This is a genomic window from Paenibacillus sp. N22P23, assembly GCF_059383735.1.
Window position 1 is genome coordinate 66382 of sequence record NZ_JBXENT010000007.1, and the last position, 23936, is coordinate 90317.

The window sequence follows — 23936 nt, forward strand, 5'->3', positions numbered from 1 at the left end:
CTGTGCTGGTTATCTACGAAACTTTTAAAGTGGACTGATAGGTTTAGAGAATCGCCGCTACGGACATACTGGGGATATATCGTTCCGGAACGCAAGCCGATGCACCGACGGGTGCCACAAAGGAGCTTGTCGTTATGATTCGCACTTATTCCCGTTTTCCTTATCGTCCGATTTATGGGTATGTCCTTCTTATTGCAGCAATATTGCTTATGAGCTGGGAAAGTCAACGTGCCGATGCGGCTATTGCCGGCGGCAGCATTCCATCCGAATCTATTCGTCTTCGCATTCTAGCAAACTCCGATAATGCTTCCGATCAAGCGGTAAAACGCGAGATTCGTGATGCCATCGTGGCAGAAATGAACAACTGGGTGGCTGGACCGCAATCGATTGAAGAAGCACGCAGCACCATCCGCAATCATATGGGCGACATCGAAGGCATTATTGCTGCCAAACTCAGTTCGCGTGGTTTTTACTATGGATTCAAAGCGGAACTCGGCATCGTGCCGTTTCCAACTAAAATATATGGCACACAAGTGTATCCTGCCGGTAATTACGAAGCGCTTCGCATCACCCTCGGCGCAGGTGCCGGACAAAACTGGTGGTGCGTGCTGTTTCCGCCGCTCTGCTTCGTGGATGCGGTAAGCGGGGAAGCGTCAACTCCGGCGGTGGCAGCAACGGCGACTGTGAGTGCAAAAGCAGACAACGATGCCCAAGTAACTTCAGCTGCGGCAGATGCTCCTGCAACAGATAAGGCAACGGATGGGAACGTTCAAGCAGGTGAAGCCAAGCAGCCGGAAGTGAAGTTTTTTCTGTGGGAAATCATCAAGTCGATCATGAGCTTTTTCCGCAGCCTTTTCAGCTAATCACGCAATAAGCTCAGTCGCTCACTTCGCGATTGGGCTTTTCTTGTATAGGAATGGCTGTTTGGATAGCGCTAGGCGGCGTATGGTATAATGGGGCAAAACAAAGCAGAAGCTGGGGATACGACATTGACCATCCATCTACGAACAACATTATTGTGGGAAGTGGACAGCCACCACCCGCGTGAAGGTGAACTTGACGAGGCAGCGGCTTTGCTGCGAAAAGGCGGTACCGTTGCTTTTCCAACAGAAACGGTCTATGGACTAGGTGCGGATGCGAGGAGCACGGCGGCGGTTGAACGGATTTTTGAGGCAAAAGGGCGTCCGTCCGATAATCCGTTAATCGTTCATATCGCGGATCGCAAGCAGCTGGAAGAACTGACGATTCCGCTGGAAGGGGAGTCATTCATGCTCGCCGAGAGGCTTATGGATCGTTTCTGGCCGGGTCCGCTGACGATCGTACTGCCGGTGAAGCTGGGTGCTGTTTCGCCGCGGGTCACAGCGGGACTTGCTACAGTTGCGGTGCGGATGCCTGCTCACCCTGTGGCTCTGCAGCTTATTGCTGCTTCAGGCTGTCCACTGGCGGCACCTAGTGCGAATCGCTCCGGCCGTCCCAGTCCGACACTGGCCTCTCATGTGCGAGATGACCTTAACGGCCTGATCGACGGCATTGTCGATGGCGGCGCTGCTGGAGTAGGCCTTGAATCGACTGTCGTGGAGATTGACGGCGATCTGGTGCGCATTTTGCGTCCCGGCGGCGTAACGGCCGAAGCACTGCGCGAGGTTGCGTCGCGGGTCGATTACGATGCCGTGGCTGCGCCCGGCGCCGGCATAGACGCCGCCGCTGCGCTATCGGCGGCGGTGGAGGCTCCCGCAGCGGAAACGCAGGGGCCGCGCTCGCCCGGCATGAAATATGCGCATTACGCCCCACAGGGGCTGATGCACTTGGTCAAGGGCGACGCTGACGCCGTTTCCGCTTATATTGCGGCGGAAGTCGGCGCAGCGAAGGCTCGCGGCGAGCGCACAGGCGTGCTCGCCTTTGCCGAGCATGCTGCTCGGTACGACGCCGACTGCGTGCTCGTCGTCGGCAGCCTGGCGCAGCTGGAAACGGCTGCGCACGGCCTCTACAATGCGCTGCGCGAATTTGACAACCGCGGCGTAGAGCGCATTTGGGCCGAAACCTGCTCGGAGCAGGGGATCGGCCACGCGCTCATGAATCGCTTATCCAAAGCGGCCGGCCACGCGGTGGTCCACGTCTAGCGACCGCGATTGCTGCGCGCCAAGCGCCGCCATGGCTCTAGCTCACGGCGCCGTCGTGCGCCAAGTGGTATGGCCCTAGCTCGCGGCACCACCGTGCGCCAAGCGCCGCCATGGCCTAGCTCACATCATGCTCCGCGCGCCAAGCGCCGCCATGGCTCTAGCTCGCGGCAAGCCCCGAGCACCAAGCGCCGCCATGGCCTAGCTCGCATCATGCCCCGCGCACCAGCGCCGCCAAGGCTATAGCCCACGGCATGCCTCATGTTCGCGCCAGCTCTTAACCCGCGAACCTCGCCACTTCCCAGGTCATCTTTCCAATCTTGTCCGCATACACTTTGGAGAGGTTGTGGACAAGGAGAGGATGAAATGGTTGAGGCGGGCATGCATGCCGGACAATTGCTGACGCTGATGATTATTGCTATGGCACTGGGGATGGATGCTTTTTCGCTGGGTGTCGGTATCGGGCTCAAAGGCATTCGGATGATGGATATATTAAAGCTAAGCGCGATCATTGCGCTTTTTCACACGATTATGCCCCTCATGGGCATTTTCACGGGCAAATATGTCAGTACGCTGCTTGGCGGCGTTGCGACGACAGCCGCCGGTGCGCTATTGCTGCTGCTAGGCGGGCATATGATCTATAGCTCGCTGCGCGGCGATGCAGTGGAGTCAATCGATTACCGCAGCTCATGGGGGATGCTGCTGTTCGCGCTTGGCGTGAGTATCGATTCCTTTTCCGTCGGGATCTCGCTTGGCATGTTCGAGACGGACATGCTGCTGACGGTGCTGCTCTTCGGCGTTGCCGGCGGCGTGATGTCCGTATTTGGGCTGCTGCTCGGTCGTAAAGTAGGCACTAGTCTCGGCGGATACGGGGAAGCGTGCGGCGGAGTGATTTTATTTACATTCGGTTTGTTGTTCCTGTTCTGATAGAACGGCATCTCATTGCTGAACTCATTCAGGTCTGTCGATTTCACGCACGCACGCTAACGAACCCTAGGGGCCTTATTTCAACAAAATGAAGGGGTTTGAAATTCTAACGAACCTTACAGGCCTTATTCGTTGTCAAAAGGCCATATTTCGTTCCATTTCTCTATAATAGCGTCCCTACGGTTCGTTAGATTTTATAAATGGCTTTCTTCACGCCAATAAGGCCCTCAGGGTTCGTTAGCGCGAAACCACGGAAATATAATGCCTCAGACATAGCAATTTTTGGTATTTCCCAAACCCACACCAACAAAGAGGAGTGTAATCAATCGTGAAACGGATTCTATTCGTGTGCACCGGCAATACTTGCCGTTCACCAATGGCTGAAGCGCTGCTTCGAGCGATGTCCCAGCAAAGGGGCATGCAGCTCGATATTCGATCCGCAGGCGTGTCCACGATCGATGGACTGCCTGTTTCGAATCATGCCCGAACGGCGCTGTCCAAACGCGATATCGCGCATGATGGTACCTCGAAGGCGCTGGAAGGCGGCTCGATTGCGTGGGCTGATCTTATTTTGACCATGACCGCAAGCCATAAGAAGCAGCTGCTGCAGCATTTTCCGGCCGCTGTGGACAAGACGCATACGCTGCTCGAGTTTGCGAACACGGACCCCGGAGTGCTGGCGGACATCGCCGAGCTGGAAGGGCTGTATTCGAGCTGGCAGATCAAGCAGGCGCTGGGTCAGCCGCTGACAGCACAGGAGCGGTCCAGGCTGCTTCAATTGGAGCAGCAGATACCGAGTTTCGATGTGGATGATCCATTCGGCGGCTCGCTGGCGGTTTATGAACAGAGTGCGTCCCAGATCGAAGCTGCGCTTAACCGACTCCTTGATCGGCTGAAAGGATGAATACGGCCCTTGGCCAAGCGAGAATCTAAGAAAGCCTTTTCTTTGCTTTCCTTCGATTTTCGGGGGAAGAAACTATCTGCGCTGCCATAGGATGGCAGGCGCCGTTTCTTCCGAGACCGATTGATTTTGAGGCCATAATCCGTTATGATAAAAGCAACTAAAGACGGTTTCCGATGTAACTGGCGACGAAAGTGGGTTAAACCACGGTGGAGCATCGGATCATACGGCCGGTCGCCTGGGCAAAGAGCAGCGTGCGTAAGCATGCTTGCTCTTTTTTCGTCTTTTTCGGCGAAATCAGGTATACTAATGCCATTGTGAATCGACAAGATCCGCCACGAGCGGACACACTTGGGAGGAAAATGGATATGAAAATCGCCATCGGCGCAGACCACGCGGGCTACCGCTTGAAAGATGAGCTAGTGCCGTTTATCAAATCGCTTGGTCACGACATTGAGGATGTAGGCTGCGATTGCGACCAATCCGTGGACTACCCGGATTATGCGCTTCCTGTCGCTGAGCTTGTTGCACAAGGCAAGGCAGAACGCGGCATTCTCATTTGCGGTACGGGAATCGGCATGTCCATCGCGGCTAATAAAGTCAAAGGCATTCGCTGCGCGCTTGTGCACGATATGTTCTCGGCCAAAGCAACCCGTGAGCACAACGACACCAACGTACTGGCAATGGGCGAACGCGTCATCGGTCCGGGTGTAGCCCAAGAGATTATCCGTATTTGGCTCGAGACACCGTTCTCCAATGGCGAGCGTCATATCGGCCGCGTGAGCAAAGTGATGAAGCTTGAAGCGCAATACGCCGATGCGGCGAAATCCGAGTAAGGGGCGTATCCAGCGATGAGCGACAACGACCACGGAATAAGCAACATGGATTCGGCACAGCTGACCAAGGATGTAGAAACCGTAGTCCGCGAGCTTGCAGCTGCGTCCGGCATTCGCCAAGGACAGCTGCTTGTGATCGGCGTGTCGACCAGCGAGGTGCTCGGCCAGCGGATTGGTACATCAGGCACATTAGAGACGGCAGCCGCGATCTATGCGGGGGTCGAGAAAGTGCGTCAGGAATTGCAGTTTTATCCGGTTTATCAGTGCTGTGAGCATTTAAATCGGGCACTTGTCATGGAACGGGAAGCCGTGGAGCGATATGGCTTGGACCTCGTTTCGGCGATCCCCGTGCGCAAAGCCGGCGGTTCGATGGCAGCCTACGCGTTTCAAACGCTGCAGGATGCTGTACTGACCGAAACGGTTCAGGCACATGCGGGCATCGATATCGGTGACACCTTCATCGGCATGCATTTGAAACGTGTTGCGGTACCGGTGCGACCAACGATTCGAGCAATCGGATCTGCGCATTTAACGATGGCTTATACTCGTCCAAAGCTTATTGGCGGGGAACGAGCGGTTTACACGCGGGAAGCGGCAGGCCCGGCATCAACTGCCGGCACATGCGACTAATATACTTAATTTTTTGAGGAGGACTCATCAACATGGAAAACCTACGTAAACAAGATCCCGAAATTTTGAAAGCCCTTGGTCTGGAGCTTCAACGTCAACGCGACAACATCGAGCTAATCGCATCCGAGAATATCGTTTCTGAAGCGGTATTGGAAGCAATGGGCACTGTGCTGACGAACAAATACGCAGAAGGCTACCCGGGCAAACGTTACTACGGCGGCTGTGAGCATGTGGATATCGCGGAAGATATCGCACGCAACCGTGCCAAAGAATTGTTCGGTGCTGAGCACGCGAACGTGCAGCCGCACTCCGGCGCACAAGCAAACATGGCTGTTTACCTGGCAGCGCTAAACCCTGGCGACACGGTTCTTGGTATGAACCTGGCGCATGGCGGTCACTTGACGCACGGCAGCCCGGTTAACGCATCCGGTCTTCTGTACAACTTCGTGGCATACGGCGTTAACGAGAACACCTTTACAATCGACTATGCAGAAGTGCGCAAACTGGCGTTCAAACACCGTCCGCGCATGATCGTTGCAGGCGCATCGGCTTACCCGCGCATCATCGATTTTGAAGAGCTTGGCCGTATCGCTAATGACGTAGGCGCATTGCTCTTCGTTGACATGGCACACATCGCAGGTCTTGTAGCTGCCGGCTTGCACCCAAGCCCGGTTCCGCATGCTCACTTTGTAACTACAACTACGCACAAAACGCTTCGCGGACCTCGCGGCGGTATGATCCTTTGCCGCAAAGCATGGGCGCAAGCGATTGATAAAGCGGTATTCCCAGGTTCCCAAGGCGGACCTCTGATGCACATTATCGCTGCTAAAGCCGTTGCTTTCGGCGAAGCGCTTCAGCCTTCGTTCAAAGAATACGGCAAGAACGTGATCGACAACGCTAAGGCGCTTGCTGAGGGTCTTATTGAGAAAGGCATCAACATCGTATCCGGCGGTACGGACAACCACTTGATGCTGATCGACCTTCGCAACCTGAACATCACAGGTAAAGATGCGGAGCACGTACTGGATTCCGTTCAAATCACAGTAAACAAAAACGCGATTCCGTTCGATCCAACGAGTCCGTTCATCACAAGCGGTATCCGTATCGGTACGCCTGCAGCAACTTCGCGCGGCATGGGAGTAGACGCAATGGCTACAATCGCAGAAGTGATCGCAATGACGCTCAAGAATCCGAAGGATGAGTCCGTTCTTGAAAAAGCACGCGGTATGGTGAGCGACCTGATGTCGCAATACCCGCTTTACCCGGGCATGACTTACTAATATCGGCTTGGCAAATCACAAAAGGTGGCAAAGGGTTCATCCCTATGCCGCCTTTTTTTCGTTCCGCAGCATGCTGCGGAACCGGAATCTATAGTCAGGCACACGGACTCTCAACTCTAACGAACCGTAGAGGTCTTATTTCACCCAAATCACGCCATTTAAAATTCTAACGAACCCTACAGGCGCTATTTCGCCCAAATCACGCTCCGAGCCCCCAATTTCGGCAAAATAAGCTCCCTGTGGTTCGTTAGAATTTTTGAGGAGCCCATTTCCACAAAATAAGACCAGTACGGTTCGTTAGCGAGTAATTATAGCAACAAGCCGACCCGCTGCCGACAGAACCATCCACCGAAGTCCCATTTCTGCTACCTTACCGCTTTACCCACCTCTCTACTCTGCGCTGCCCGCAGTCCCACGGCGTACACTCCCGCCTGTCACAGCCCGCTTTCCCGCGGCTCTCCGTCTCAACTGTCGCAGCCTGCAGTCCCACGGCTCACCGTCCCATCTACCTTTGCCTGATCTCCCGGAATTGCACCTTCACCCAAGCGAATCACTCATCCAGTCACGTAACACTTGTCGATAAATTTATGTTGCAATCGCTTTCTTTCAAGATATATAGTGGTGGTACGAGTCAATCCGAAACGTTTCGGAGGGGCGATAAATTGGATGAAAACGAAGGAGTCGAACGGAACATGAAACTTGGAATCATTGCAGATTATCGTGCTGAAAGCTTCGATTACGCGGCCAATCTCGGCTTGGCCTTTTTAGAATTTTGCGTCAATGTGGACATTCCGGCTTCCACCTTCACGACCCTCGTGCCAGAGCTGAAAGCGGCAAGTGAGCGGACAGGCGTTGCAGTCGCTTCCATCGGACGTTGGGGTCCTGATCGCATCAATAAGGATGGCAGCATCAACGAAGAGGAATTGCAGGCAGCGCAGGCGCTTATCGATGCGTGCCAAGAACTTGGTTGTCCGGTATTTGTGGGCGGCTGCAACTACATCGAAGAGCTCTCCTATTACGATAACATCACGGCGGCGATTAACTATTTCTCCGTACTGATTGAATATGGCAAAGCGCGCGGCATCACCATTGCGACGTACAACTGCCACTGGAACAATTACATCGTGGACGAAGCAGCTTGGAAGCTCATTCACGGCCATTTGCCAGAGCTTGGCATCAAGTATGACCCTTCGCATGCCCGTTACGCAGGACAAGATTACTTGAAAGAAATCGTGGACTGGGGCTCGCGTATCAAGCACATCCACATCAAGGGTTCGGTCATCATTGACGGCAAACGTTTCGACGATCCTCCGGCTGGCATGGATCAAACGGATTGGGGGACGTTCATGGCCATTCTTTATGGCGTTGGCTACCAAGGCGGACTGAGCATCGAGCCGCATTCCCACACGTGGTCAGGTGAGCTTGGAGACAAAGGCGTTCAGTACACAATCGACTATTTTAACCGCCTGCTGCTTCGCGGTTAATCCATATTAGTAGCTGTACCGCAGTAAGCGGTGCAGCTTTTTTAATGCCTTATTATCCGCATTATTTTCCTTGATTTAGCGAAAAGGCATCAGCACAGCAGCTTCGGCATGATATGATGACCATATATCCCTAACAAAGGCGGTGTGCCTCAGCATATGAGTATATTCGGGTTTGTTTTCATAATTTTTATCGTGTTTATTGTGATCAAGCTCTTCCAATCCAGAGGGACGCAGTCACGATCGAGCGGCTCCAATACGGCCCGCAACCGCCGGGCAGCCGTACCAATGCGCAAACCTCCGGAATATCTCGGCGTACCCGAGCAGCATCCTGCACGTTCCGCTGCCGAACGGCTCGAAGCCGCACTTTCGCCGGACTTCGAGGCACGCATTAAGGACCGCGTGCTGAAGCGTACCCCGAGCATGCGCGAGGGCGAGTGGCAGTGGCAGTGGTTTGAGCTGAAGCGTTATTTTCTCATGTGCGGCGTGCTTCGGAACGTTCCGATGTACAGTGTGCGCGTAGATGAGGTGTGGCATGAGATGTTGATGTTCACCCGGGAGTATGAGCAGTTCTGTAAGCAGTTTTGCGGAGGGACGATCCATCATGCTCCTCATGGTTCTGATGCGAAGCCTGCATCCGGAGAACGTGCCTGGTTCGATTGGATCTACGGAGAGCTGTTTCTGCCTGTGCCGGTAAGCGGTCAGCTGTGGGGCGCCTTTTATCGGACTCCGCTGCCGCAGGAGCTGATGTACGAGCTGGAAACGAACAATCCTTCAGTGCTTCGCAGCAAACGTTTCAATGAGAAGGCAGCAGCCCAGTTTGAAGATTTGAATGCAACCATCGATTACTTAATCGAGCGGGGGAATAAGCTCGCTTCGGCTAAAGAGCAGCCGGTTCATAACCGTGTCGCAGACTCTTCCGACATGATGGCGACAGGAGTGCTCTCGGGGATGTTTTTCTACTCTTCATTTGGGCCGCTCGACAACTTTCATAATCAGATGGATGAGGATCAAACCGAAGAACAGCGTAATGCAAATAGCGACAGTAGTAGTGGGATTACTCCGATTTGCAGCGGCGATGATGGGGGCTCCTCTGACTTTAATGACGGTGGCAATGGTGATTCCGGTAACGGAGGATCCGATGGCGGCGGCAGCTCTTGCTCCGGCGGCGGCGATTCGGGAGGCGGTTCATCCTGTGGAAGCAGCTGTGGCGGCAGCAGCTGAGACTGAGATCATGTTCACGTAATTAATGCTTCTTTCGGGTATACTTTGCATGTGTTTCTTGCGTTGCGTGACCCACATAGCACATTGATGCGTCGAATGTTATAATAGTCAGTTGAAGAAGCATTTCAGGAGGATGAATAGAACTATGGGCAATCTCATAATATGCGACCATCCGCTTATCCAGCATAAGCTGACCTTTATTCGCGACAAGGATACGAAGACTAAGGACTTCCGCGAGCTGGTTGATGAAGTCGCTACGATGATGGCGTATGAAATTACGAGAGATCTACCGCTTGAGACGACTACAGTCACGACGCCTGTCATTGAAGCGACGAGCAAAATCGTTTCCGGGCGCATGGTTGGCCTTATTCCAATCTTACGCGCAGGGCTCGGTATGGTGGAAGGGATGCTCAAGCTGATTCCTTCGGCTAAAGTCGGTCACATTGGACTGTTTCGCAATCCGGAAACGCTCGAGCCGGTTGAGTATTACGTCAATCTGCCGTCTGATGCTGCAGAGCGTCAATTAATTGTCATTGATCCCATGCTCGCTACAGGCGGATCGGCAAACGCGGCTATTCAAGCGCTGAAAACCCGCGGCTGTACGCAAATTAAGTTAATGTGCCTCATCGCAGCACCTGAGGGTGTAGATGCTGTGCGCAAGGCCCATCCGGAAGTCGATATTTTCTTAGCTTCGCTCGACAGCCATCTTAACGATCACGGCTATATCGTACCAGGTCTGGGCGACGCCGGTGACCGCATGTTTGGCACCAAATAAATCTTATCGGAGCAATATTTGCTACGCACTAAATTTAGGAGTGACATACGTTGGCTAAAATAAAGGTTATGACGATTTTCGGCACAAGGCCGGAAGCGGTTAAGATGGCGCCATTGGTACTGGAGCTGCAGAAGCATCCAGAGGAAATTGAATCCGTTGTCTGCGTGACAGCGCAGCATCGCCAAATGCTCGATCAAGTGCTCGATTTCTTCAAAATCAAGCCAGAGTACGATCTCAACGTGATGAAGGATCGGCAGACGTTGACGGAAACGACCGTCAAAGTACTTGAAGGTCTTGAACCCATTCTTCGCGAGTCTAAGCCGGATATTGTACTCGTGCATGGCGATACACAGACTTGTTTCTTGGCCAGCTATGCATCCTTTGTACAGCAAATTCAGGTTGGGCATGTGGAAGCAGGTCTGCGTACGTGGAATAAGATGTCTCCTTATCCGGAAGAGATGAACCGTCAACTGGCTGGTGTACTCTCGGATGTGCATTTCGCGCCGACGGACAGAGCGGCAGACAATCTACGTAAAGAGAACAAATCGGAGTCTACGATCTACATAACCGGCAACACGGCTACAGACGTATTCCAATACACCGTAGATAAATCCTTCACGCATCCCGTTATCGAATGGGCAGCGGGTAAGCGCATGATTCTGATGACTGCTCATCGCCGTGAAGCGCTGGGCGAGCCTCATCGTAATATTTTCCGTGCGGTAAAAAGGATTGCAGATGAATTCGAAGATGTTGTCGTTGTTTATGCGGTGCATCTAAATCCTGCTGTCCGAGAGCCGGCTAATGAGATTCTTGGCAATCATCCGCGTATTAAGCTGATTGAGCCGCTCGATGTGTTCGAATTCCATAATTTCTATCCGCATACGTACATGATCATGACCGATTCCGGCGGCCTGCAGGAAGAAGCGCCGTCCTTCGGCGTCCCAACCTTGGTACTTCGTGATACGACAGAGCGTCCTGAAGGTATTGATGCAGGCACGCTGGAGCTGGTAGGCACTGACGAAGAGGTTGTTTACGAGCGTGCTCATGCGCTGCTTTCCGACGCGAAGCTGTATGAGAAAATGAGTCAAGCAGCCAATCCTTATGGTGATGGGCAAGCGTCTGTACGTATTGTTCAGGCGATCCTGCATCATTTTGGAAAAACGGACAATCGTCCGGCGCCGTTCACACAACGTTCATAGGTTACATCGATAGGATAGCATTCCGAGCAACGCAACAGCATACAGTGCTACTGTACGGTTTGAATACCCGAAAACCCCAGGTAAATCAAGGGTTTTCGGGTACCCGTTCACTAAATGTTTGAATTTATATCAATTGACAAAAGGGAACCAGCTTGGCTAAAATAAATAAGAGTTTTGGAGTGATTCTAGATGACGAATCCGTCCCATAACGACAACAAACGTAACACGGATAACAGCAGCTTAGGAGATAATCCTTGGCGCGCCATGGGTCTGATCGGATCCGTTGGCGGTACAATCGGTGCCTGTCTTGGACTGGGCTACTGGATTGGACTCAAGGTTGATCAAGCGCAAGACACCGGGTATAGCTCCATTGTTGGCATGGCTGTTGGTTTTGTCATCGCGGTCTTCATCACCATCATTCTGATCAAGGCGTTTACAGGGGGCAAAGCGAAATAATGGATGATTTGTCCGGCCACCTTCGAACGGTTAAGCGTATTACGTTCTTTTTTTTGTCTCTATGTTTTATTGGATGGGCCCTTCTTCCGGAATATAAACCGTTCTTCGGCGGCATTGTTCTCGGAACTGCGGCAAGTCTTGCAAACGCCTTCCATCTTTCTTGGAAAGTACAGCGAGTCGGCGCTCTATCGGTTGCGGGGATCCAGAAACGCCATAATCTTGGTTTTCTGACTCGCGCATGTATTGCCCTGTTAGCGGTTGTAATTGCAACCAAGTACTTTTCGTTTAGCCTCTATGGAACAGTAGCTGGATTATTTGTTGCTCAATTGGTAACACTCATATTGGGATTTAAAGCCAAGAGAGATCCAGCCGTACGGCAATCCACCGATGAAAGGGGTGAAAACAACTAATGGATCATATTTTTCCTGAAGTAAATCTGGGTGGCATTCGATTTGATTTGGCTGCCATTATCATGATAGTTATCACCAGCATTATCGTATTTATTATTGCTAAGCTGGCGGTTCGTAACGCTTCGGTGACCAACCCGACTAAGATGCAAAACTTCTTGGAGTGGGTTATCGAATTCGTACAGAACATTATCGGTACTACGATGGACCTGAAGAAAGGCCGTCCGTACTTGACGCTGGGTATTGCTATGATCATGTACCTGTTTGTTGCCAACTTGCTGGGTCTTCCGTTCGGTATCATTACCGAGGCACATCACGGAGCAACATTCTTCGGCATGGACCTTAACTTGCATGGTGAAGAGGAAGCACATCTCGCATGGTGGAAATCACCAACTGCTGATGTCGCGGTTTCAGGCGCACTAATGGCTATCGTAATCGTGCTCACGCACATCGAGGGTCTGCGTCGCAACCGTAAGCATTACCTCAAGCATTACTTCGAGCCTTACGCAGCATTCTTCCCGCTTAACGTAATCAAAGAGGTCGCTAAGCCGCTATCGCTTTCGCTTCGTCTTTACGGTAACATTTTCGCGGGTGAGGTTATGATTGGTGTCATCATGGGCATGGGATGGTTTGGTATCCCGGCACTGATTGTATGGCAAGGATTCAGTGTTTTCGTAGGCGCAATTCAGTCGTTCGTATTCGTTATGCTAACGATGGTTTACATGTCGCAAGCGATCGTTCACGAAGAGCATCATTAAGACAGTAACAAACCTGCTACTGGCAGGAAACAATAAAACTATATGTAAACATTTTAAGGAGGATTTCTCTAATGGGAGCTTTGGCATTAGTTGCAGCAGCAATTGTATTCGGTCTTGGAGCACTGGGTGCAGGTATTGGTAACGGTTTGATCGTAGGTCGTACAGTTGAGGGTATTTCCCGTCAACCAGAACTTCGTGGTACTCTTCAAACTACAATGTTCATCGGGGTAGCGCTTGTAGAGGCACTTCCAGTTATTTCCCTAGTACTAGCTTTCATCTTCTTGGGCAAAGCGTAAGATTACTAATGCATTATGGCGGGGAGTGCAATCAGCCTCCGCGCCTTCCTTTTGCCTGCTTCAATTAGAGCCGGCTAATCTACGGAAAGGAGTGACGTACGTTGGATATCGTATGGTCCAATTTTTTCATCCAACTGGTTGCTTTCGGAATTCTTTACTGGCTGCTTAGCCGTTACGCTTTCGGTCCGCTATTCTCCATCATGGAACAGCGCAAGCAGTTCGTGAAAGAACAGCTTGAGAGCGCGGAGAACAGCCGCAAACAAGCCGAAGCACAGTATGAAGAGCAGAAGCAATCGCTTCAACAAGCACGTAAAGATGCATATGAAATTATCGAGCAAGCGAAACAAACGAGCTCGAAGCAAGCAGATGAAATCGTACAAACTGCTAAATCCGAGGCTACTCGCCTGAAGGACGACGCTGTCAAAGATATCGAAAGCGAGAAAAACAAAGCGATTTCTGCACTCCGCAGTCAAGTTAGCGGCATGTCCGTCATGATCGCTTCCAAAATCATCGAGAAACAAATCGATGATAAATCGCAAGAGCAGCTTGTTGACCAATACTTGAATGAGGTTGGAAGCAAATGAGCCGCGAGAGCGTCGTAGCTAAACGCTACGCTAAAGCGCTGTTTGAACTTGCACAAAGCAATAATGCGATTGCAGATGTTGAGAAACAGCTGAAAATCGTCGTCGACGCCCTGACCGGAGATGTGCAAATCCGCAAGTTTCTTGGTCTGCCAAACGTTGAAGTGACGAAGAAGATCGACATTATTAAAGGTGCGCTATCTGACAAAGTGTCGGTAATGGTACTGAATACGGTAGAGCTGCTCATTATCCGCGGCCGTCATGACGCGATCGCAGAAGTGTATGAAGCTTATACGAAAGTAGCGGGCGATGCGCTCGGTCAGGCACACGCTACTATATATACGGCTAAGACATTGTCCGCAGAAGAGCTGTCCAAAGTGGCTGCGCAATTCGGTACAATGGTTGGCAAACGCATTATCGCAAAACAAATCGTTGAACCTGCTCTGCTCGGCGGCGTACAAGTACGCATCGGTGACCGTTTGTATGACGGCAGCCTATCCGGCAAGCTGGCTCGACTTGAACAAGCTTTGAAAACTCAAGCATTGTAGATAGGGGTGAACGGAATTGAGTATCAGACCTGATGAAATCAGCACGCTGATTAAACAACAGATCGAACAATTTAAATCCGAAATTCAAGTCGTTGATGTCGGGACGGTCATCCAAGTCGGTGACGGTATCGCACGTGTGCACGGCCTTGAGAACGCTATGGCCGGCGAACTGCTCGAATTCTCGAACGGCGTTATGGGTATGGCCCTTAACCTTGAAGAGAGCAACGTCGGTGTAGTTATCATGGGACCTTACACAGGCATCCGCGAAGGCGACCAAGTTAAGAGAACAGGTCGTATCATGGAAGTTCCAGTTGGCGAAGCTTTGCTTGGCCGCGTAGTAAACGCACTGGGACAACCGGTTGACGGCAACGGACCAATCAACACAACTGCAGCACGTCCAATCGAATCTCCGGCTCCGGGCGTAATGGCCCGTAAATCGGTATTCGAGCCGATGCAAACTGGTATCAAAGCAATCGATGCGATGATTCCAATCGGCCGCGGTCAACGTGAGCTTATCATCGGCGACCGTCAAACAGGTAAAACTCAAATCGCGATCGACACGATCGTTAACCAAAAAGGCAACGGCGTTATCTGTATCTACGTTGCAATCGGTCAAAAGCAATCCACTGTACGTACGGTTGTTGAATCCCTTCGCCAACAAGGCGCTTTGGAATACACAATTGTCGTAACAGCGAGCGCTTCCGAGCCGTCCCCGCTCCTTTACATTGCACCTTACACAGGCTGCTCGATGGGCGAGTACTTCATGTACAACGGCAAACACGTACTTGTTATCTATGATGACCTTTCCAAACAAGCGGCAGCATACCGTGAGCTTTCCTTGCTGCTTCGCCGTCCGCCGGGCCGTGAGGCTTATCCAGGGGACGTATTCTATCTTCACTCCCGTTTGCTTGAGCGCGCAGCTAAGCTGAACGATGAGCTTGGCGGCGGTTCCTTGACTGCATTGCCATTCATCGAGACGCAAGCCGGCGATATCTCGGCTTACATCCCGACAAACGTAATTTCGATTACGGACGGTCAAATCTTCCTAGAGTCCGACTTATTCTACTCCGGTCAGCGTCCAGCGGTTAACGTTGGTAACTCTGTATCCCGTGTAGGTAGCTCCGCTCAAATCAAAGCCATGAAGAAAGTTGCGGGCACGCTCAAAACTGACCTTGCTCAATACCGCGAATTGGCAGCATTTGCAGCATTCGGATCTGATCTTGATAAAGTAACGCAATCCCGTCTAAACCGCGGTGAGCGCACACTGGAAATCTTGAAGCAAGGCGTTAATGCGCCATTGCCGGTAGAGCGCCAGGTCGTTTCCCTTTACACGGTTACACGTGGACACGTTGATGATATTCCGGTTCAAGATGTACGCCGCTTCGAAGCTGGCCTTCTGGCTTACGTGGATGCTAACAAACCAGAAATTTTCGCTTCCATCCGCGATACGAAAGATTTGACTTCCGACAATGAGAAAGTGCTTGTTGAAGCGATCAAATCGTTCAAGAACAGCTTTGCAGTGTCGGTTTAAAACCTTTCTTTAATCATTCAAACGGTATGCTGCTTATCGTATACCGTTTGAATACTGTGCGGAATAGAACTGGTTAGGGTGAAACTTGCTTCACCCATACGGCCGGTAATAAGGTGGTGACAACGAATGGCTAAAGGTATGCGCGAAATTAAGCGCTCGATCAAGAGTAAGCAGAATACGAAACAGATCACGAAGGCAATGGAGATGGTTGCATCCGCTAAGCTCAAGAGAGCTCAAGATGCTGCTGTAGCATCACGTCCATATACCGACAAGATCAAGGAAGTCGTAGCGAGCATTGCATCGAGCGGGGGCGCGATTAAGCATCCTATGCTGCAAAGCCGCGAAGTCAAACGTACGGCCTACCTGGTCGTCACGTCGGACCGCGGTTTGGCGGGCGGATACAATGCGAACGTGCTTCGTAAAGTATGGACGGAGATTCAGGAGAAGCATAAGTCTGCTGCTGAATACGACGTTTTCGTCATCGGACGTAAAGGCCGGGATTACTTCAAACGCCGGAACATCAACCTTGCTGATGAAGTAACAGGACTTTCCGATTCACCGAAATTTGCCGATATCAAGTCGTTGGCAGCAGCTGCTGTTAAAGGCTTCGAATCCGGTAAATATGACGAGCTAAACCTGGTGTATAACCAATTCTATAATGCAATTACCCAAGTTCCTGTCATTAAGCAGCTGCTTCCACTGGATCAGTCTGAATTTACAGGCGCGAAGGCAAGTTACGAATATGAGCCGTCACCTGAGAAGGTACTCGACGTTCTATTGCCGAAATACGCGGAAACGGTTGTTTACAGCGCGGTATTGGAAGGTAAAGCGAGCGAGTTCGGCGCACGTATGACAGCGATGGGCAATGCAACGAAGAACGCGACGAAGATGATCGCAGGCTTGACGTTGACTTACAACCGTGCACGTCAGGCAGCAATCACACAAGAAATCGCAGAGATCGTCGGCGGAGCTAACGCACAGGCATAAGCTTCACCATTAATGCATCCGAAGTAAGCACCAGCTGGTTGTGATCGGTCTAACGGCCGTTTCACTTCCGGCGGTGCAGCTCCGGAAAACATGAAGGAGGTACAAGAATGAGCAAGGGGCGTGTAGTCCAGGTAACAGGACCGGTAGTCGACATTGCGTTCGACAACGGACAATTGCCTGAGATTCTTAATGCGATAAAAATCGAAAGAGCGGCTCAAGGCGCAGGCGAGCGCGATATCAACCTTACGGTTGAAGTAGCAACTCACCTCGGCGATAATCTGGTTCGCTGCGTTGCGATGTCTTCCACTGACGGTCTTGTCAGAGGAACAGAAGCTGTGGATTTGGGTAAACCGATCACAGTACCTGTAGGACCAGCAACACTTGGCCGTGTATTTAACGTACTTGGTGATCCAATCGATAACAATGGTGATGTTGACCGTACGATCTCTAACCCGATCCACCGTCAAGCACCTCCGTTTGAAGAATTGTCGACATCCCAAGAGATCCTGGAAACAGGTATCAAAGTTATCGACCTTATGGCTCCATATTCCAAAGGCGGTAAAATCGGTCTCTTCGGCGGTGCGGGTGTAGGTAAAACCGTAACGATGCAAGAGCTTATCCACAACATCGCACAAGAGCACGGCGGTATCTCCGTATTCGCCGGCGTTGGTGAGCGTACTCGTGAAGGTAATGACCTTTACCACGAGATGAGCGACTCCGGCGTTATCGCTAAGACAGCGATGGTATTTGGTCAAATGAATGAGCCTCCGGGTGCGCGTCTTCGCGTAGCTTTGACAGGTCTTACAATGGCTGAGTATTTCCGTGACGAAGAAGGAAGAGACGTTCTACTGTTCGTCGATAATATCTTCCGCTTCACGCAAGCTGGTTCTGAAGTATCCGCTTTGCTTGGCCGTATGCCATCCGCGGTAGGTTACCAACCAACATTGGCAACTGAAATGGGTCAACTGCAAGAGCGTATCACTTCCACGAAGAAGGGTTCCGTTACTTCCATTCAAGCGATCTACGTTCCTGCCGATGACTATACGGATCCGGCTCCTGCAACGGCGTTTGCCCACTTGGATGCAACGACTAACCTTGAGCGTAACATCGCTGCAATGGGTATCTTCCCTGCCGTAGATCCGCTCGCTTCGTCTTCCCGTATCTTGACTCCGGAAATTCTTGGCGAAGAGCACTACCAAGTAGCGCAAACCGTTAAGAAAGTTCTGCAACGTTATAAAGAGCTTCTGGATATCATCGCGATCCTCGGTATGGACGAATTGTCTGAAGAAGACAAGCTGATCGTTCACCGTGCGCGTCGTATTCAAGTGTTCTTCGCGCAACCGCTACACGTTGCGGAAGCGTTCAATGGTATCCCGGGCTTGTACGTTCCTGTTAAAGAAACGGTACGCAGCTTCAAAGAAATTCTTGAAGGTAAGTACGACCACCTTCCAGAATCGGCATTCCATAACGTCGGAACGATCGAAGACGCAGTTGCTAAAGCGGAAAAACTTGCTCAAGAGGTTTAATCGCTCATAGCTAGGGAGGTAATATCATGAGCTCCTTTTTATTGGAAATTGTAACACCTGAGCGTAAAGCTTACGCTCAGGATGTAAATATGATTATCGTTAAGGCTTCCGAAGGTGAGATGGGGATTTTGCCTAATCACATTCCGATGGTAACGCCTTTGCGAATTGCACCTGTTATCATCAAGAAGGACCGCTCCGAAGAATCCATTGCCGTTAACGGCGGGTTCCTTGAGATCCGTAAGGATAAAGTGGTTATCTTGGCTGAGAGCGCTGAACTGCCGGGCGATATCGACTTGTCCCGTGCAGAAGCAGCGAAGCAGCGTGCGGAGCAACGCCTTAACGGCAAGCGTGATGAGTACGATCAACTTCGCGCTGAGCTCGCATTGCAGCGTGCGCTTAACCGTATCGCGGTAAAGTCGCGCTAAGATAGCAAGCGAAGAAGACTGACTCTTTCGTAGAAGCGTTCTGCGGAAGGGTCAGTTTTTTTGTTTGTTTTAATATTCTAAAGATGTTGTCGAAAACAGGCCTATTTTGTTCTGAATATAGTATAATGGCAAAAGGGAATCATAAGGAGATTTGGGTATGTTTGATATACACACACATATATTACCAGGCATCGATGATGGCGCTGCAGATATAGAAGAATCACTAGACTTGGCTCGGGCGGCAGTAGCTGATGGTATAACCGTTATGATAGCAACTCCTCATCACGCCAATGGGAAGTATATGAACGAGGCTGTATCTATTCGTGAGCGGGTAGCTCTGTTAAGAGAATCTTTATCCAATGCTGGTATACCCCTTCAACTATATACAGGGCAGGAAGTTCGCATACATAGTGATATGTTTGATGCCTGGAGTGCAGGAGAGCTGTGCACGTTGGCCGATTCTAAATACATTTTATTAGAAATGCCTTCTTCATCGGTACCGAAACGGATGCTAGAGTATATTCATGAATTTACGATCATGGGAATCCGTCCGATCATTGCACATCCTGAGCGCAATGCTGAAGTCGTTCAAAACCCGGATAAGCTAAGAGAGATGGTAGACGCTGGTGCCTATGGGCAAGTGACAACGCATTCCTTATTAGGCGGATTTGGGAAGCAGATCGAGCGAGCAGCTTGGCAGCTCTGCAAGGAAGGATTAATCCATACCGTGTCTTCTGACGCACATCATGTAACGCGCCGTGGATTCCGTCTTCAAGAGGCATATAAGAGAGTGAGAGATGAATTGGGAGAGGATTTTGAAACGTGTTATAGGAAAAATGCTGAGGCTGTACTTACGAATAGAGAGTTAGTAGAGTCTCCATTTACAAAAGTAAGAACAAAAGGTAAAGGTTGGATTAATATCCTGAATTTCTTTAGGAACTAATTGACCATAGGCGGTGTACGATGGTACTATTGGTAGTGATTGTTACATATAGCGGCAAATTAAGACAAAATTTTAAGGTAGAGGTGACTTGAAAGTGACGTTCAAAAGAAAATTAGCAGTAACGACTATCGCGGCCAGCCTAGTAACTGGATCGCTTGCAGGATTGCCACTTAGCAATAAAGGCCTAGCACAACAATTAGGATTTTCGAATGTTGCTTCTGCAGCAACTCCAACTTATGCCGATTTCACAGCTAGAATTAGCCGCATTCACGCAGCATTGCTTGCTGGCGATGCTAATGACGCACAAAGCGTTCGCGATCTGCGCGATATCATTGCTTCGTTGAACTATGACGACAATAAGGATCTAGTAAATCCAGTGTGGGACTTGCTTCCTACGGATATTACAGAGAGCGAAGTGGATTTTAAAGAGGCACTATTTAATCTATTCCAAGGCCTTGGTTCTATTATGTACAGCACACGTACAGAAGAAATCGCTGATATTCGTGAGAACTTGAAACCAGCATTAGAAGAATTGGCTGTAATCTCCAACACTCCTAAGCTGACTGTAAACGACTTACTAGCTTTCGGCGATGCGGTTGAACGTGCGACTGTTAACCAACTCAATACGAACAAAGCAGCCATTGCACAAGCATTACTAGCAGGTGAGGATCCATCCTCGATCGCTTTTACAATGATTGAGAATGCTACAAACGAGGTGTTGGGCAACAACACTTTGAATGTAAACAAGTTGATTAACTGGTTCGCAATCGAGAATGAAGTTCCTGCAGAAGATTTTGCAGCAGCTGCAGCCGAAGTTCTTCAGAATATTACAGTTGATCAAGCTACTGCTGATACAGTAGAAGCAGCTACAAAAGCACTAGCGGTTGCATTCGTACGTGCAGAAGCAACTAGCCAATTTGTAGTTTCAAATAGCGGCCGTACCCAAGCATACAGCCTTTCACTGGAAGGAATTAAAATCCCATCCATGTTCCTAAATTGGAGTGTAACAGGCGACGCAACAGTTTCAGTTGACGAAACGACTGGCGTTGTAACTCTTGCAAATTCCGCAAGCACAGGATCAGCAACGCTTCAAGCAACTCTCCTAGGTAAAGTAGTACTTGTGAAACCAGTTATTCTAACGTTCACCACTGCACCAATCGTGATCATTCCTTCTAACCCTACCGTTATCGAAGAATTGGGTAACTTGAAAGGTCAAATCGAGAAAGCAACTGGTGAGGAGAAAGCAAAACTCATCCAAGAAGCTGTTGATAAAGCACTAGCAGCTGCTCAAGAACTTGCTAAGATTGATGCTTCAGATGATGTGAAAGTTGTAGATGGTAAAGCAACTGCAACAATAAGCTCGTCTGATATTGATAAAGCAATTGATGAAATTGCTAAAATTATCGCAGCGTTGAAAGATGCTGCACCTGGATCGGAATCGGCGCTTAACAACTTGGTACTGAATATCGATCTCGGAAAAGTTGATTCTAAGGATGTTACAGTAACAGTAGAGAACGTTAGTGTAGATAAAGCTTCCACTGCTGGAATCTTCGGCATTAAAGTTAACTTCAATGGCTTTAGCGCTACTTTGCCGGTTGGCAATGAAATCAATGACACGCTGATCTTCAATGTGAAGAACAATGCAGCAGAAGGTCCAGCGAGTTCCTTGAAAGCTGTTTCCGATGCATATGACTTCGGCCTAACTGTAGGTGGTAAAGAAGTTCATGAGTTCAGCAACCCAATTGAAATTAATATACCTGTAAACACAACAGGTGTCGACAAAGATCTTCTTACAGTATTCGATGGTACAACTTATTATGGGGGCGTATATCACGACGGTGTCATCACCGAGAAACGCGACCATTTCTCCACTTATGTAGTCGTTGAGAACAAAGTTGCATTCAAAGATATTAACAAAGTAAAAGCATGGGCTGGTCGTCAAATCGAAGTTATGGCTGCTAAAGGCGCTATCCAAGGCCGCGCTAACGGTGCTTTCGTACCGAGTGGCGAAGTAACTCGCGCTGAGTTCGCTAAAATGCTTGTTCGCGCACTTGATCTTGACAACGTATTGGCTAAAGAAGGCTTTAGCGATGTAAACGCAACTGACTGGTTCGCCCCATTCGTAGCGGCTGCATCTGAAGCAGGCATCATCAAAGGCCGCACAGAAACTTCCTTCGCACCTAATGCAACAATCACTCGTGCAGAAATGGCAGTAATGGTTGCTCGTGGTTTGGAAGCTGCTAAAGGGGTAAAAGCTACTGCAGAAGATCTGAAAGCTCTAGATGCATTCAAAGATGCTAGTTCGATCCATGCAACGTTGAAAGACGGCGTAGCATTCGCAGCAAGCAACGGCCTAGTAGTTGGCGACAAAGGTAAATTCAACCCTAACGCAACAGCTACTCGTGCTCAAGCAGCAGTTATCATCTACCGCGCATTTAACTTCTCTAACTAATCATGTAGTTATGCCTTAATGTAGTTATGCCTTGAATATATACATCCCCCTTTAGCGGGGGATGTATATTACTTTATAAGCAAAATTAAGCCAAATTAATCCATTCTAACTTGAAGAAAATGTGAGGGATATGACGTGCAGATGGAATTAGATCTCCGAGACTACGTCCAGATTATTCTTAAACGAAAGTGGATGATCGTAGTCACTGTCGTATTATGTTCATTGGCAGCGGGGTTGTTCAGTAACTACATGATCAAGCCGACCTATGAGGCAACGACTAAGATAGTTGTAAATCGCACTTCGACAAGTGCCGCAACAAATGAGTTGGATTTAAATGAGTTAACTGCCAATCTTCGATTAATTGATACATATAAAGAAATAATTAAAACACCTGCGATTATGGATGTGGTTGCAAAACAACATCCTGAGTTCAGTCTGACTGCTGAAGAGTTAGTTAAGAAAGTGAAAGTGAATTCAGTTAATAATACACAAGTGATGACTTTAGTTGTTAATGATTTTTCCTATCGAAAAGCTGCTGAAATCGTCAATGCAATCTCACTTGTATTTAAAGAACAAATGCCGTCTATTTTTAATGTGCAAAATGTGACTATCTTAAATCTGGCTGATCTAGATACGTTGAAAGTACCCGTGCCGATTAGTCCCAATGTTAAACTTAATATTGCAGTGGCGTTTGTTCTAGCGCTTTTAGCGGCTGCAGGAGTGGCTTTCTTAGTAGAATACTTGGATGACACAATAAAGACTGAAGCGGATGTAAGGCGCTATTTAGATTTGCCGACAATAGGGCAAATTTCGAGGATGGATGAAGAGTCTATAGTTCGCAATGAAACAGTAAATTCTCAAAAAGTAAAGGCAGGTGAAGTTAAACATGTCTAAGACAGCAAATAAGAGACAGCTTGTCTCTTTTACTGAACCGAAGTCTCCTATTTCTGAAGCTTACCGTTCGCTCCGGACTAATATTGATTTTTCTTCTATTGATGACAAGATACAAGTAATTATGACAACATCGGCTTCGCCTGGTGAAGGTAAGTCAACTACGATCAGTAATTTGGCGGTAGTATATGCACAAGCAGATAAGAAGGTTGTACTAATTGATTCTGATATGAGAAAGCCAACGATGCATCATACATTTGGTGTGAGTAATCGTAAGGGCTTATCCACCATATTATCCCGACAGTGTGAGTTGGAGGATGCTGTACAGACTACAGATATTCCTAACCTAACCATTATTACTTCGGGGCCAATTCCGCCTAACCCAGCAGAGATGGTAGCTTCACAGCGTATGAGTTTACTAATTGATGAACTGCGAAGCAAGTACGATATTATTTTAATCGATACTCCTCCAACGCTAGCGGTAACAGATGCACAAGTTGTTTCGACAAAATGTGACGGGACACTACTTGTTTTAGATTCAGGCAGAGTGAAACGTGATATGGTTATTAAAGCAAAACAACAGCTTACGCAGGTGAACGCTAGGATACTCGGTGTCGTTTTAAATAATATTAAAAAGAAAAACAGTGATGGTTACTACTATTATTATTATAGCAATGAAGAAAAGTAGTTCTGAAGTATTGTTAGTATAGTAAAAAAGTTCTATTATTATATTTGGGGATATTGTCGAATGTTACCAATTGAGGG

The 23936-nt window shown here is 49.5% G+C and carries 26 protein-coding genes and 1 riboswitch; of the genes, 25 read left to right on the forward strand and 1 reads right to left on the reverse strand.

The window, feature by feature from the left end; all coding sequences use genetic code 11:
• Positions 1-134: 134 nt before the first annotated feature.
• Both spoIIR and AC506A_RS23440 read left to right on the forward strand, forming a co-directional pair.
• The gene (spoIIR, locus tag AC506A_RS23435) at positions 135-863 is read left to right on the forward strand and encodes a stage II sporulation protein R (protein ID WP_495463421.1); all 729 of its coding nucleotides are present in this window, start codon (positions 135-137) and stop codon (positions 861-863) included.
• A 90-nt stretch (positions 864-953) separates the two neighbouring features.
• Positions 954-2120 carry an L-threonylcarbamoyladenylate synthase gene (locus AC506A_RS23440; RefSeq protein WP_495463422.1) on the forward strand — a complete coding sequence of 389 codons (1167 nt, stop codon included), beginning with the start codon at positions 954-956 and terminating at the stop codon, positions 2118-2120.
• Between the two features lie 125 nt (positions 2121-2245).
• On the opposite strand, the gene AC506A_RS23445 is transcribed toward AC506A_RS23440, so the two are convergent.
• Complete coding sequence (locus AC506A_RS23445; protein WP_495463423.1) at positions 2246-2380, reverse strand: hypothetical protein; 135 nt, start codon at positions 2378-2380, stop codon at positions 2246-2248.
• A 103-nt stretch (positions 2381-2483) separates the two neighbouring features.
• Here AC506A_RS23445 and AC506A_RS23450 point away from each other — a divergent pair, with 103 nt between their 5' ends.
• The 23 genes from AC506A_RS23450 to AC506A_RS23560 all read left to right on the forward strand — a co-directional run bounded on the left by AC506A_RS23450 (position 2484) and on the right by AC506A_RS23560 (position 23859).
• On the forward strand, positions 2484-3044 hold the full coding sequence (locus AC506A_RS23450; RefSeq protein WP_495463424.1) for a manganese efflux pump MntP: 561 nt from the start codon (positions 2484-2486) through the stop codon (positions 3042-3044).
• Between the two features lie 328 nt (positions 3045-3372).
• Positions 3373-3948, forward strand: coding sequence for a low molecular weight protein arginine phosphatase (locus tag AC506A_RS23455; protein WP_495463425.1), 576 nt, complete (start codon positions 3373-3375; stop codon positions 3946-3948).
• A 165-nt stretch (positions 3949-4113) separates the two neighbouring features.
• Positions 4114-4196: riboswitch (ZMP/ZTP riboswitch) on the forward strand.
• 117 nt (positions 4197-4313) lie between these two features.
• Positions 4314-4781 carry a ribose 5-phosphate isomerase B gene (gene rpiB / locus AC506A_RS23460; RefSeq protein ID WP_494819379.1) on the forward strand — a complete coding sequence of 156 codons (468 nt, stop codon included), beginning with the start codon at positions 4314-4316 and terminating at the stop codon, positions 4779-4781.
• Positions 4782-4796: 15 nt separating this feature from the next.
• Positions 4797-5411 carry a TIGR01440 family protein gene (locus tag AC506A_RS23465; protein WP_495463426.1) on the forward strand — a complete coding sequence of 205 codons (615 nt, stop codon included), beginning with the start codon at positions 4797-4799 and terminating at the stop codon, positions 5409-5411.
• Between the two features lie 32 nt (positions 5412-5443).
• A complete protein-coding gene (gene glyA / locus AC506A_RS23470; RefSeq protein ID WP_495463427.1) occupies positions 5444-6691 on the forward strand; it encodes a serine hydroxymethyltransferase in 1248 nt (415 codons plus the stop codon).
• Positions 6692-7383: 692 nt separating this feature from the next.
• Positions 7384-8175, forward strand: coding sequence for a sugar phosphate isomerase/epimerase family protein (locus tag AC506A_RS23475; RefSeq protein ID WP_495463428.1), 792 nt, complete (start codon positions 7384-7386; stop codon positions 8173-8175).
• Positions 8176-8331: 156 nt separating this feature from the next.
• The gene (locus tag AC506A_RS23480; protein WP_495463429.1) at positions 8332-9396 is read left to right on the forward strand and encodes a UCP032817 domain-containing protein; all 1065 of its coding nucleotides are present in this window, start codon (positions 8332-8334) and stop codon (positions 9394-9396) included.
• 145 nt (positions 9397-9541) lie between these two features.
• Positions 9542-10171: a uracil phosphoribosyltransferase gene (gene upp / locus AC506A_RS23485; protein ID WP_495463549.1), complete on the forward strand. Its 630-nt coding sequence runs from the start codon at positions 9542-9544 to the stop codon at positions 10169-10171.
• Positions 10172-10221: 50 nt separating this feature from the next.
• A complete protein-coding gene (gene wecB, locus AC506A_RS23490) occupies positions 10222-11370 on the forward strand; it encodes a non-hydrolyzing UDP-N-acetylglucosamine 2-epimerase (protein ID WP_495463430.1) in 1149 nt (382 codons plus the stop codon).
• 189 nt (positions 11371-11559) lie between these two features.
• Complete coding sequence (locus AC506A_RS23495; RefSeq protein ID WP_495463431.1) at positions 11560-11826, forward strand: AtpZ/AtpI family protein; 267 nt, start codon at positions 11560-11562, stop codon at positions 11824-11826.
• Positions 11826-12236 (forward strand): ATP synthase subunit I, encoded by a 411-nt coding sequence (locus tag AC506A_RS23500; protein WP_495463432.1) that lies wholly within the window; start codon positions 11826-11828, stop codon positions 12234-12236. The genes AC506A_RS23495 and AC506A_RS23500 overlap by 1 nt, the downstream gene beginning before the upstream one ends.
• A complete protein-coding gene (gene atpB / locus AC506A_RS23505) occupies positions 12236-12991 on the forward strand; it encodes a F0F1 ATP synthase subunit A (protein ID WP_495463433.1) in 756 nt (251 codons plus the stop codon). The genes AC506A_RS23500 and atpB overlap by 1 nt, the downstream gene beginning before the upstream one ends.
• 71 nt (positions 12992-13062) lie before the next feature.
• Positions 13063-13287, forward strand: a complete 225-nt coding sequence (atpE, locus tag AC506A_RS23510; protein WP_090982204.1) for a F0F1 ATP synthase subunit C — start codon at positions 13063-13065, stop codon at positions 13285-13287.
• Positions 13288-13388: 101 nt separating this feature from the next.
• Positions 13389-13871, forward strand: coding sequence for a F0F1 ATP synthase subunit B (gene atpF / locus AC506A_RS23515; RefSeq protein ID WP_495463434.1), 483 nt, complete (start codon positions 13389-13391; stop codon positions 13869-13871).
• A complete protein-coding gene (locus AC506A_RS23520; protein ID WP_495463435.1) occupies positions 13868-14416 on the forward strand; it encodes a F0F1 ATP synthase subunit delta in 549 nt (182 codons plus the stop codon). Before atpF ends, AC506A_RS23520 begins: the two co-directional genes overlap by 4 nt.
• A 16-nt stretch (positions 14417-14432) precedes the next feature.
• A complete protein-coding gene (gene atpA / locus AC506A_RS23525; protein WP_495463436.1) occupies positions 14433-15947 on the forward strand; it encodes a F0F1 ATP synthase subunit alpha in 1515 nt (504 codons plus the stop codon).
• Positions 15948-16073: 126 nt separating this feature from the next.
• Entirely contained in the window at positions 16074-16934 is an 861-nt protein-coding gene (atpG, locus tag AC506A_RS23530) for an ATP synthase F1 subunit gamma (RefSeq protein ID WP_495463437.1), read from the forward strand.
• Positions 16935-17041: 107 nt separating this feature from the next.
• On the forward strand, positions 17042-18460 hold the full coding sequence (atpD, locus tag AC506A_RS23535; protein ID WP_475783041.1) for a F0F1 ATP synthase subunit beta: 1419 nt from the start codon (positions 17042-17044) through the stop codon (positions 18458-18460).
• Between the two features lie 26 nt (positions 18461-18486).
• Complete coding sequence (locus AC506A_RS23540; protein WP_495463438.1) at positions 18487-18885, forward strand: F0F1 ATP synthase subunit epsilon; 399 nt, start codon at positions 18487-18489, stop codon at positions 18883-18885.
• Between the two features lie 157 nt (positions 18886-19042).
• The gene (locus tag AC506A_RS23545; protein ID WP_495463439.1) at positions 19043-19828 is read left to right on the forward strand and encodes a tyrosine-protein phosphatase; all 786 of its coding nucleotides are present in this window, start codon (positions 19043-19045) and stop codon (positions 19826-19828) included.
• A 94-nt stretch (positions 19829-19922) separates the two neighbouring features.
• On the forward strand, positions 19923-22280 hold the full coding sequence (locus tag AC506A_RS23550; RefSeq protein ID WP_495463550.1) for an S-layer homology domain-containing protein: 2358 nt from the start codon (positions 19923-19925) through the stop codon (positions 22278-22280).
• 141 nt (positions 22281-22421) lie between these two features.
• The gene (locus AC506A_RS23555) at positions 22422-23174 is read left to right on the forward strand and encodes a YveK family protein (RefSeq protein ID WP_495463551.1); all 753 of its coding nucleotides are present in this window, start codon (positions 22422-22424) and stop codon (positions 23172-23174) included.
• The gene (locus tag AC506A_RS23560; protein ID WP_495463440.1) at positions 23167-23859 is read left to right on the forward strand and encodes a CpsD/CapB family tyrosine-protein kinase; all 693 of its coding nucleotides are present in this window, start codon (positions 23167-23169) and stop codon (positions 23857-23859) included. The genes AC506A_RS23555 and AC506A_RS23560 overlap by 8 nt, the downstream gene beginning before the upstream one ends.
• Positions 23860-23936 lie beyond the last annotated feature (77 nt).

What these genes read in the sequence shown, in the direction of transcription:
- rpiB (WP_494819379.1), top strand. Translation starts at nt 4,314, where the DNA reads ATGAAAATCGCCATCGGCGCAGACCACGCGGGCTACCGCTTGAAAGAT.
- AC506A_RS23555 (WP_495463551.1), top strand. Translation starts at nt 22,422, where the DNA reads ATGGAATTAGATCTCCGAGACTACGTCCAGATTATTCTTAAACGAAAG.
- atpD (WP_475783041.1), top strand. Translation starts at nt 17,042, where the DNA reads ATGAGCAAGGGGCGTGTAGTCCAGGTAACAGGACCGGTAGTCGACATT.
- atpE (WP_090982204.1), top strand. Translation starts at nt 13,063, where the DNA reads ATGGGAGCTTTGGCATTAGTTGCAGCAGCAATTGTATTCGGTCTTGGA.
- AC506A_RS23475 (WP_495463428.1), top strand. Translation starts at nt 7,384, where the DNA reads ATGAAACTTGGAATCATTGCAGATTATCGTGCTGAAAGCTTCGATTAC.
- atpB (WP_495463433.1), top strand. Translation starts at nt 12,236, where the DNA reads ATGGATCATATTTTTCCTGAAGTAAATCTGGGTGGCATTCGATTTGAT.
- AC506A_RS23520 (WP_495463435.1), top strand. Translation starts at nt 13,868, where the DNA reads ATGAGCCGCGAGAGCGTCGTAGCTAAACGCTACGCTAAAGCGCTGTTT.
- spoIIR (WP_495463421.1), top strand. Translation starts at nt 135, where the DNA reads ATGATTCGCACTTATTCCCGTTTTCCTTATCGTCCGATTTATGGGTAT.
- AC506A_RS23480 (WP_495463429.1), top strand. Translation starts at nt 8,332, where the DNA reads ATGAGTATATTCGGGTTTGTTTTCATAATTTTTATCGTGTTTATTGTG.
- AC506A_RS23440 (WP_495463422.1), top strand. Translation starts at nt 954, where the DNA reads ATGGGGCAAAACAAAGCAGAAGCTGGGGATACGACATTGACCATCCAT.
- glyA (WP_495463427.1), top strand. Translation starts at nt 5,444, where the DNA reads ATGGAAAACCTACGTAAACAAGATCCCGAAATTTTGAAAGCCCTTGGT.
- AC506A_RS23500 (WP_495463432.1), top strand. Translation starts at nt 11,826, where the DNA reads ATGGATGATTTGTCCGGCCACCTTCGAACGGTTAAGCGTATTACGTTC.
- atpG (WP_495463437.1), top strand. Translation starts at nt 16,074, where the DNA reads ATGGCTAAAGGTATGCGCGAAATTAAGCGCTCGATCAAGAGTAAGCAG.
- AC506A_RS23545 (WP_495463439.1), top strand. Translation starts at nt 19,043, where the DNA reads ATGTTTGATATACACACACATATATTACCAGGCATCGATGATGGCGCT.
- AC506A_RS23445 (WP_495463423.1), bottom strand. Translation starts at nt 2,380, where the DNA reads ATGAGGCATGCCGTGGGCTATAGCCTTGGCGGCGCTGGTGCGCGGGGC.
- AC506A_RS23450 (WP_495463424.1), top strand. Translation starts at nt 2,484, where the DNA reads ATGGTTGAGGCGGGCATGCATGCCGGACAATTGCTGACGCTGATGATT.
- AC506A_RS23465 (WP_495463426.1), top strand. Translation starts at nt 4,797, where the DNA reads ATGAGCGACAACGACCACGGAATAAGCAACATGGATTCGGCACAGCTG.
- AC506A_RS23540 (WP_495463438.1), top strand. Translation starts at nt 18,487, where the DNA reads ATGAGCTCCTTTTTATTGGAAATTGTAACACCTGAGCGTAAAGCTTAC.
- upp (WP_495463549.1), top strand. Translation starts at nt 9,542, where the DNA reads ATGGGCAATCTCATAATATGCGACCATCCGCTTATCCAGCATAAGCTG.
- AC506A_RS23560 (WP_495463440.1), top strand. Translation starts at nt 23,167, where the DNA reads ATGTCTAAGACAGCAAATAAGAGACAGCTTGTCTCTTTTACTGAACCG.
- AC506A_RS23495 (WP_495463431.1), top strand. Translation starts at nt 11,560, where the DNA reads ATGACGAATCCGTCCCATAACGACAACAAACGTAACACGGATAACAGC.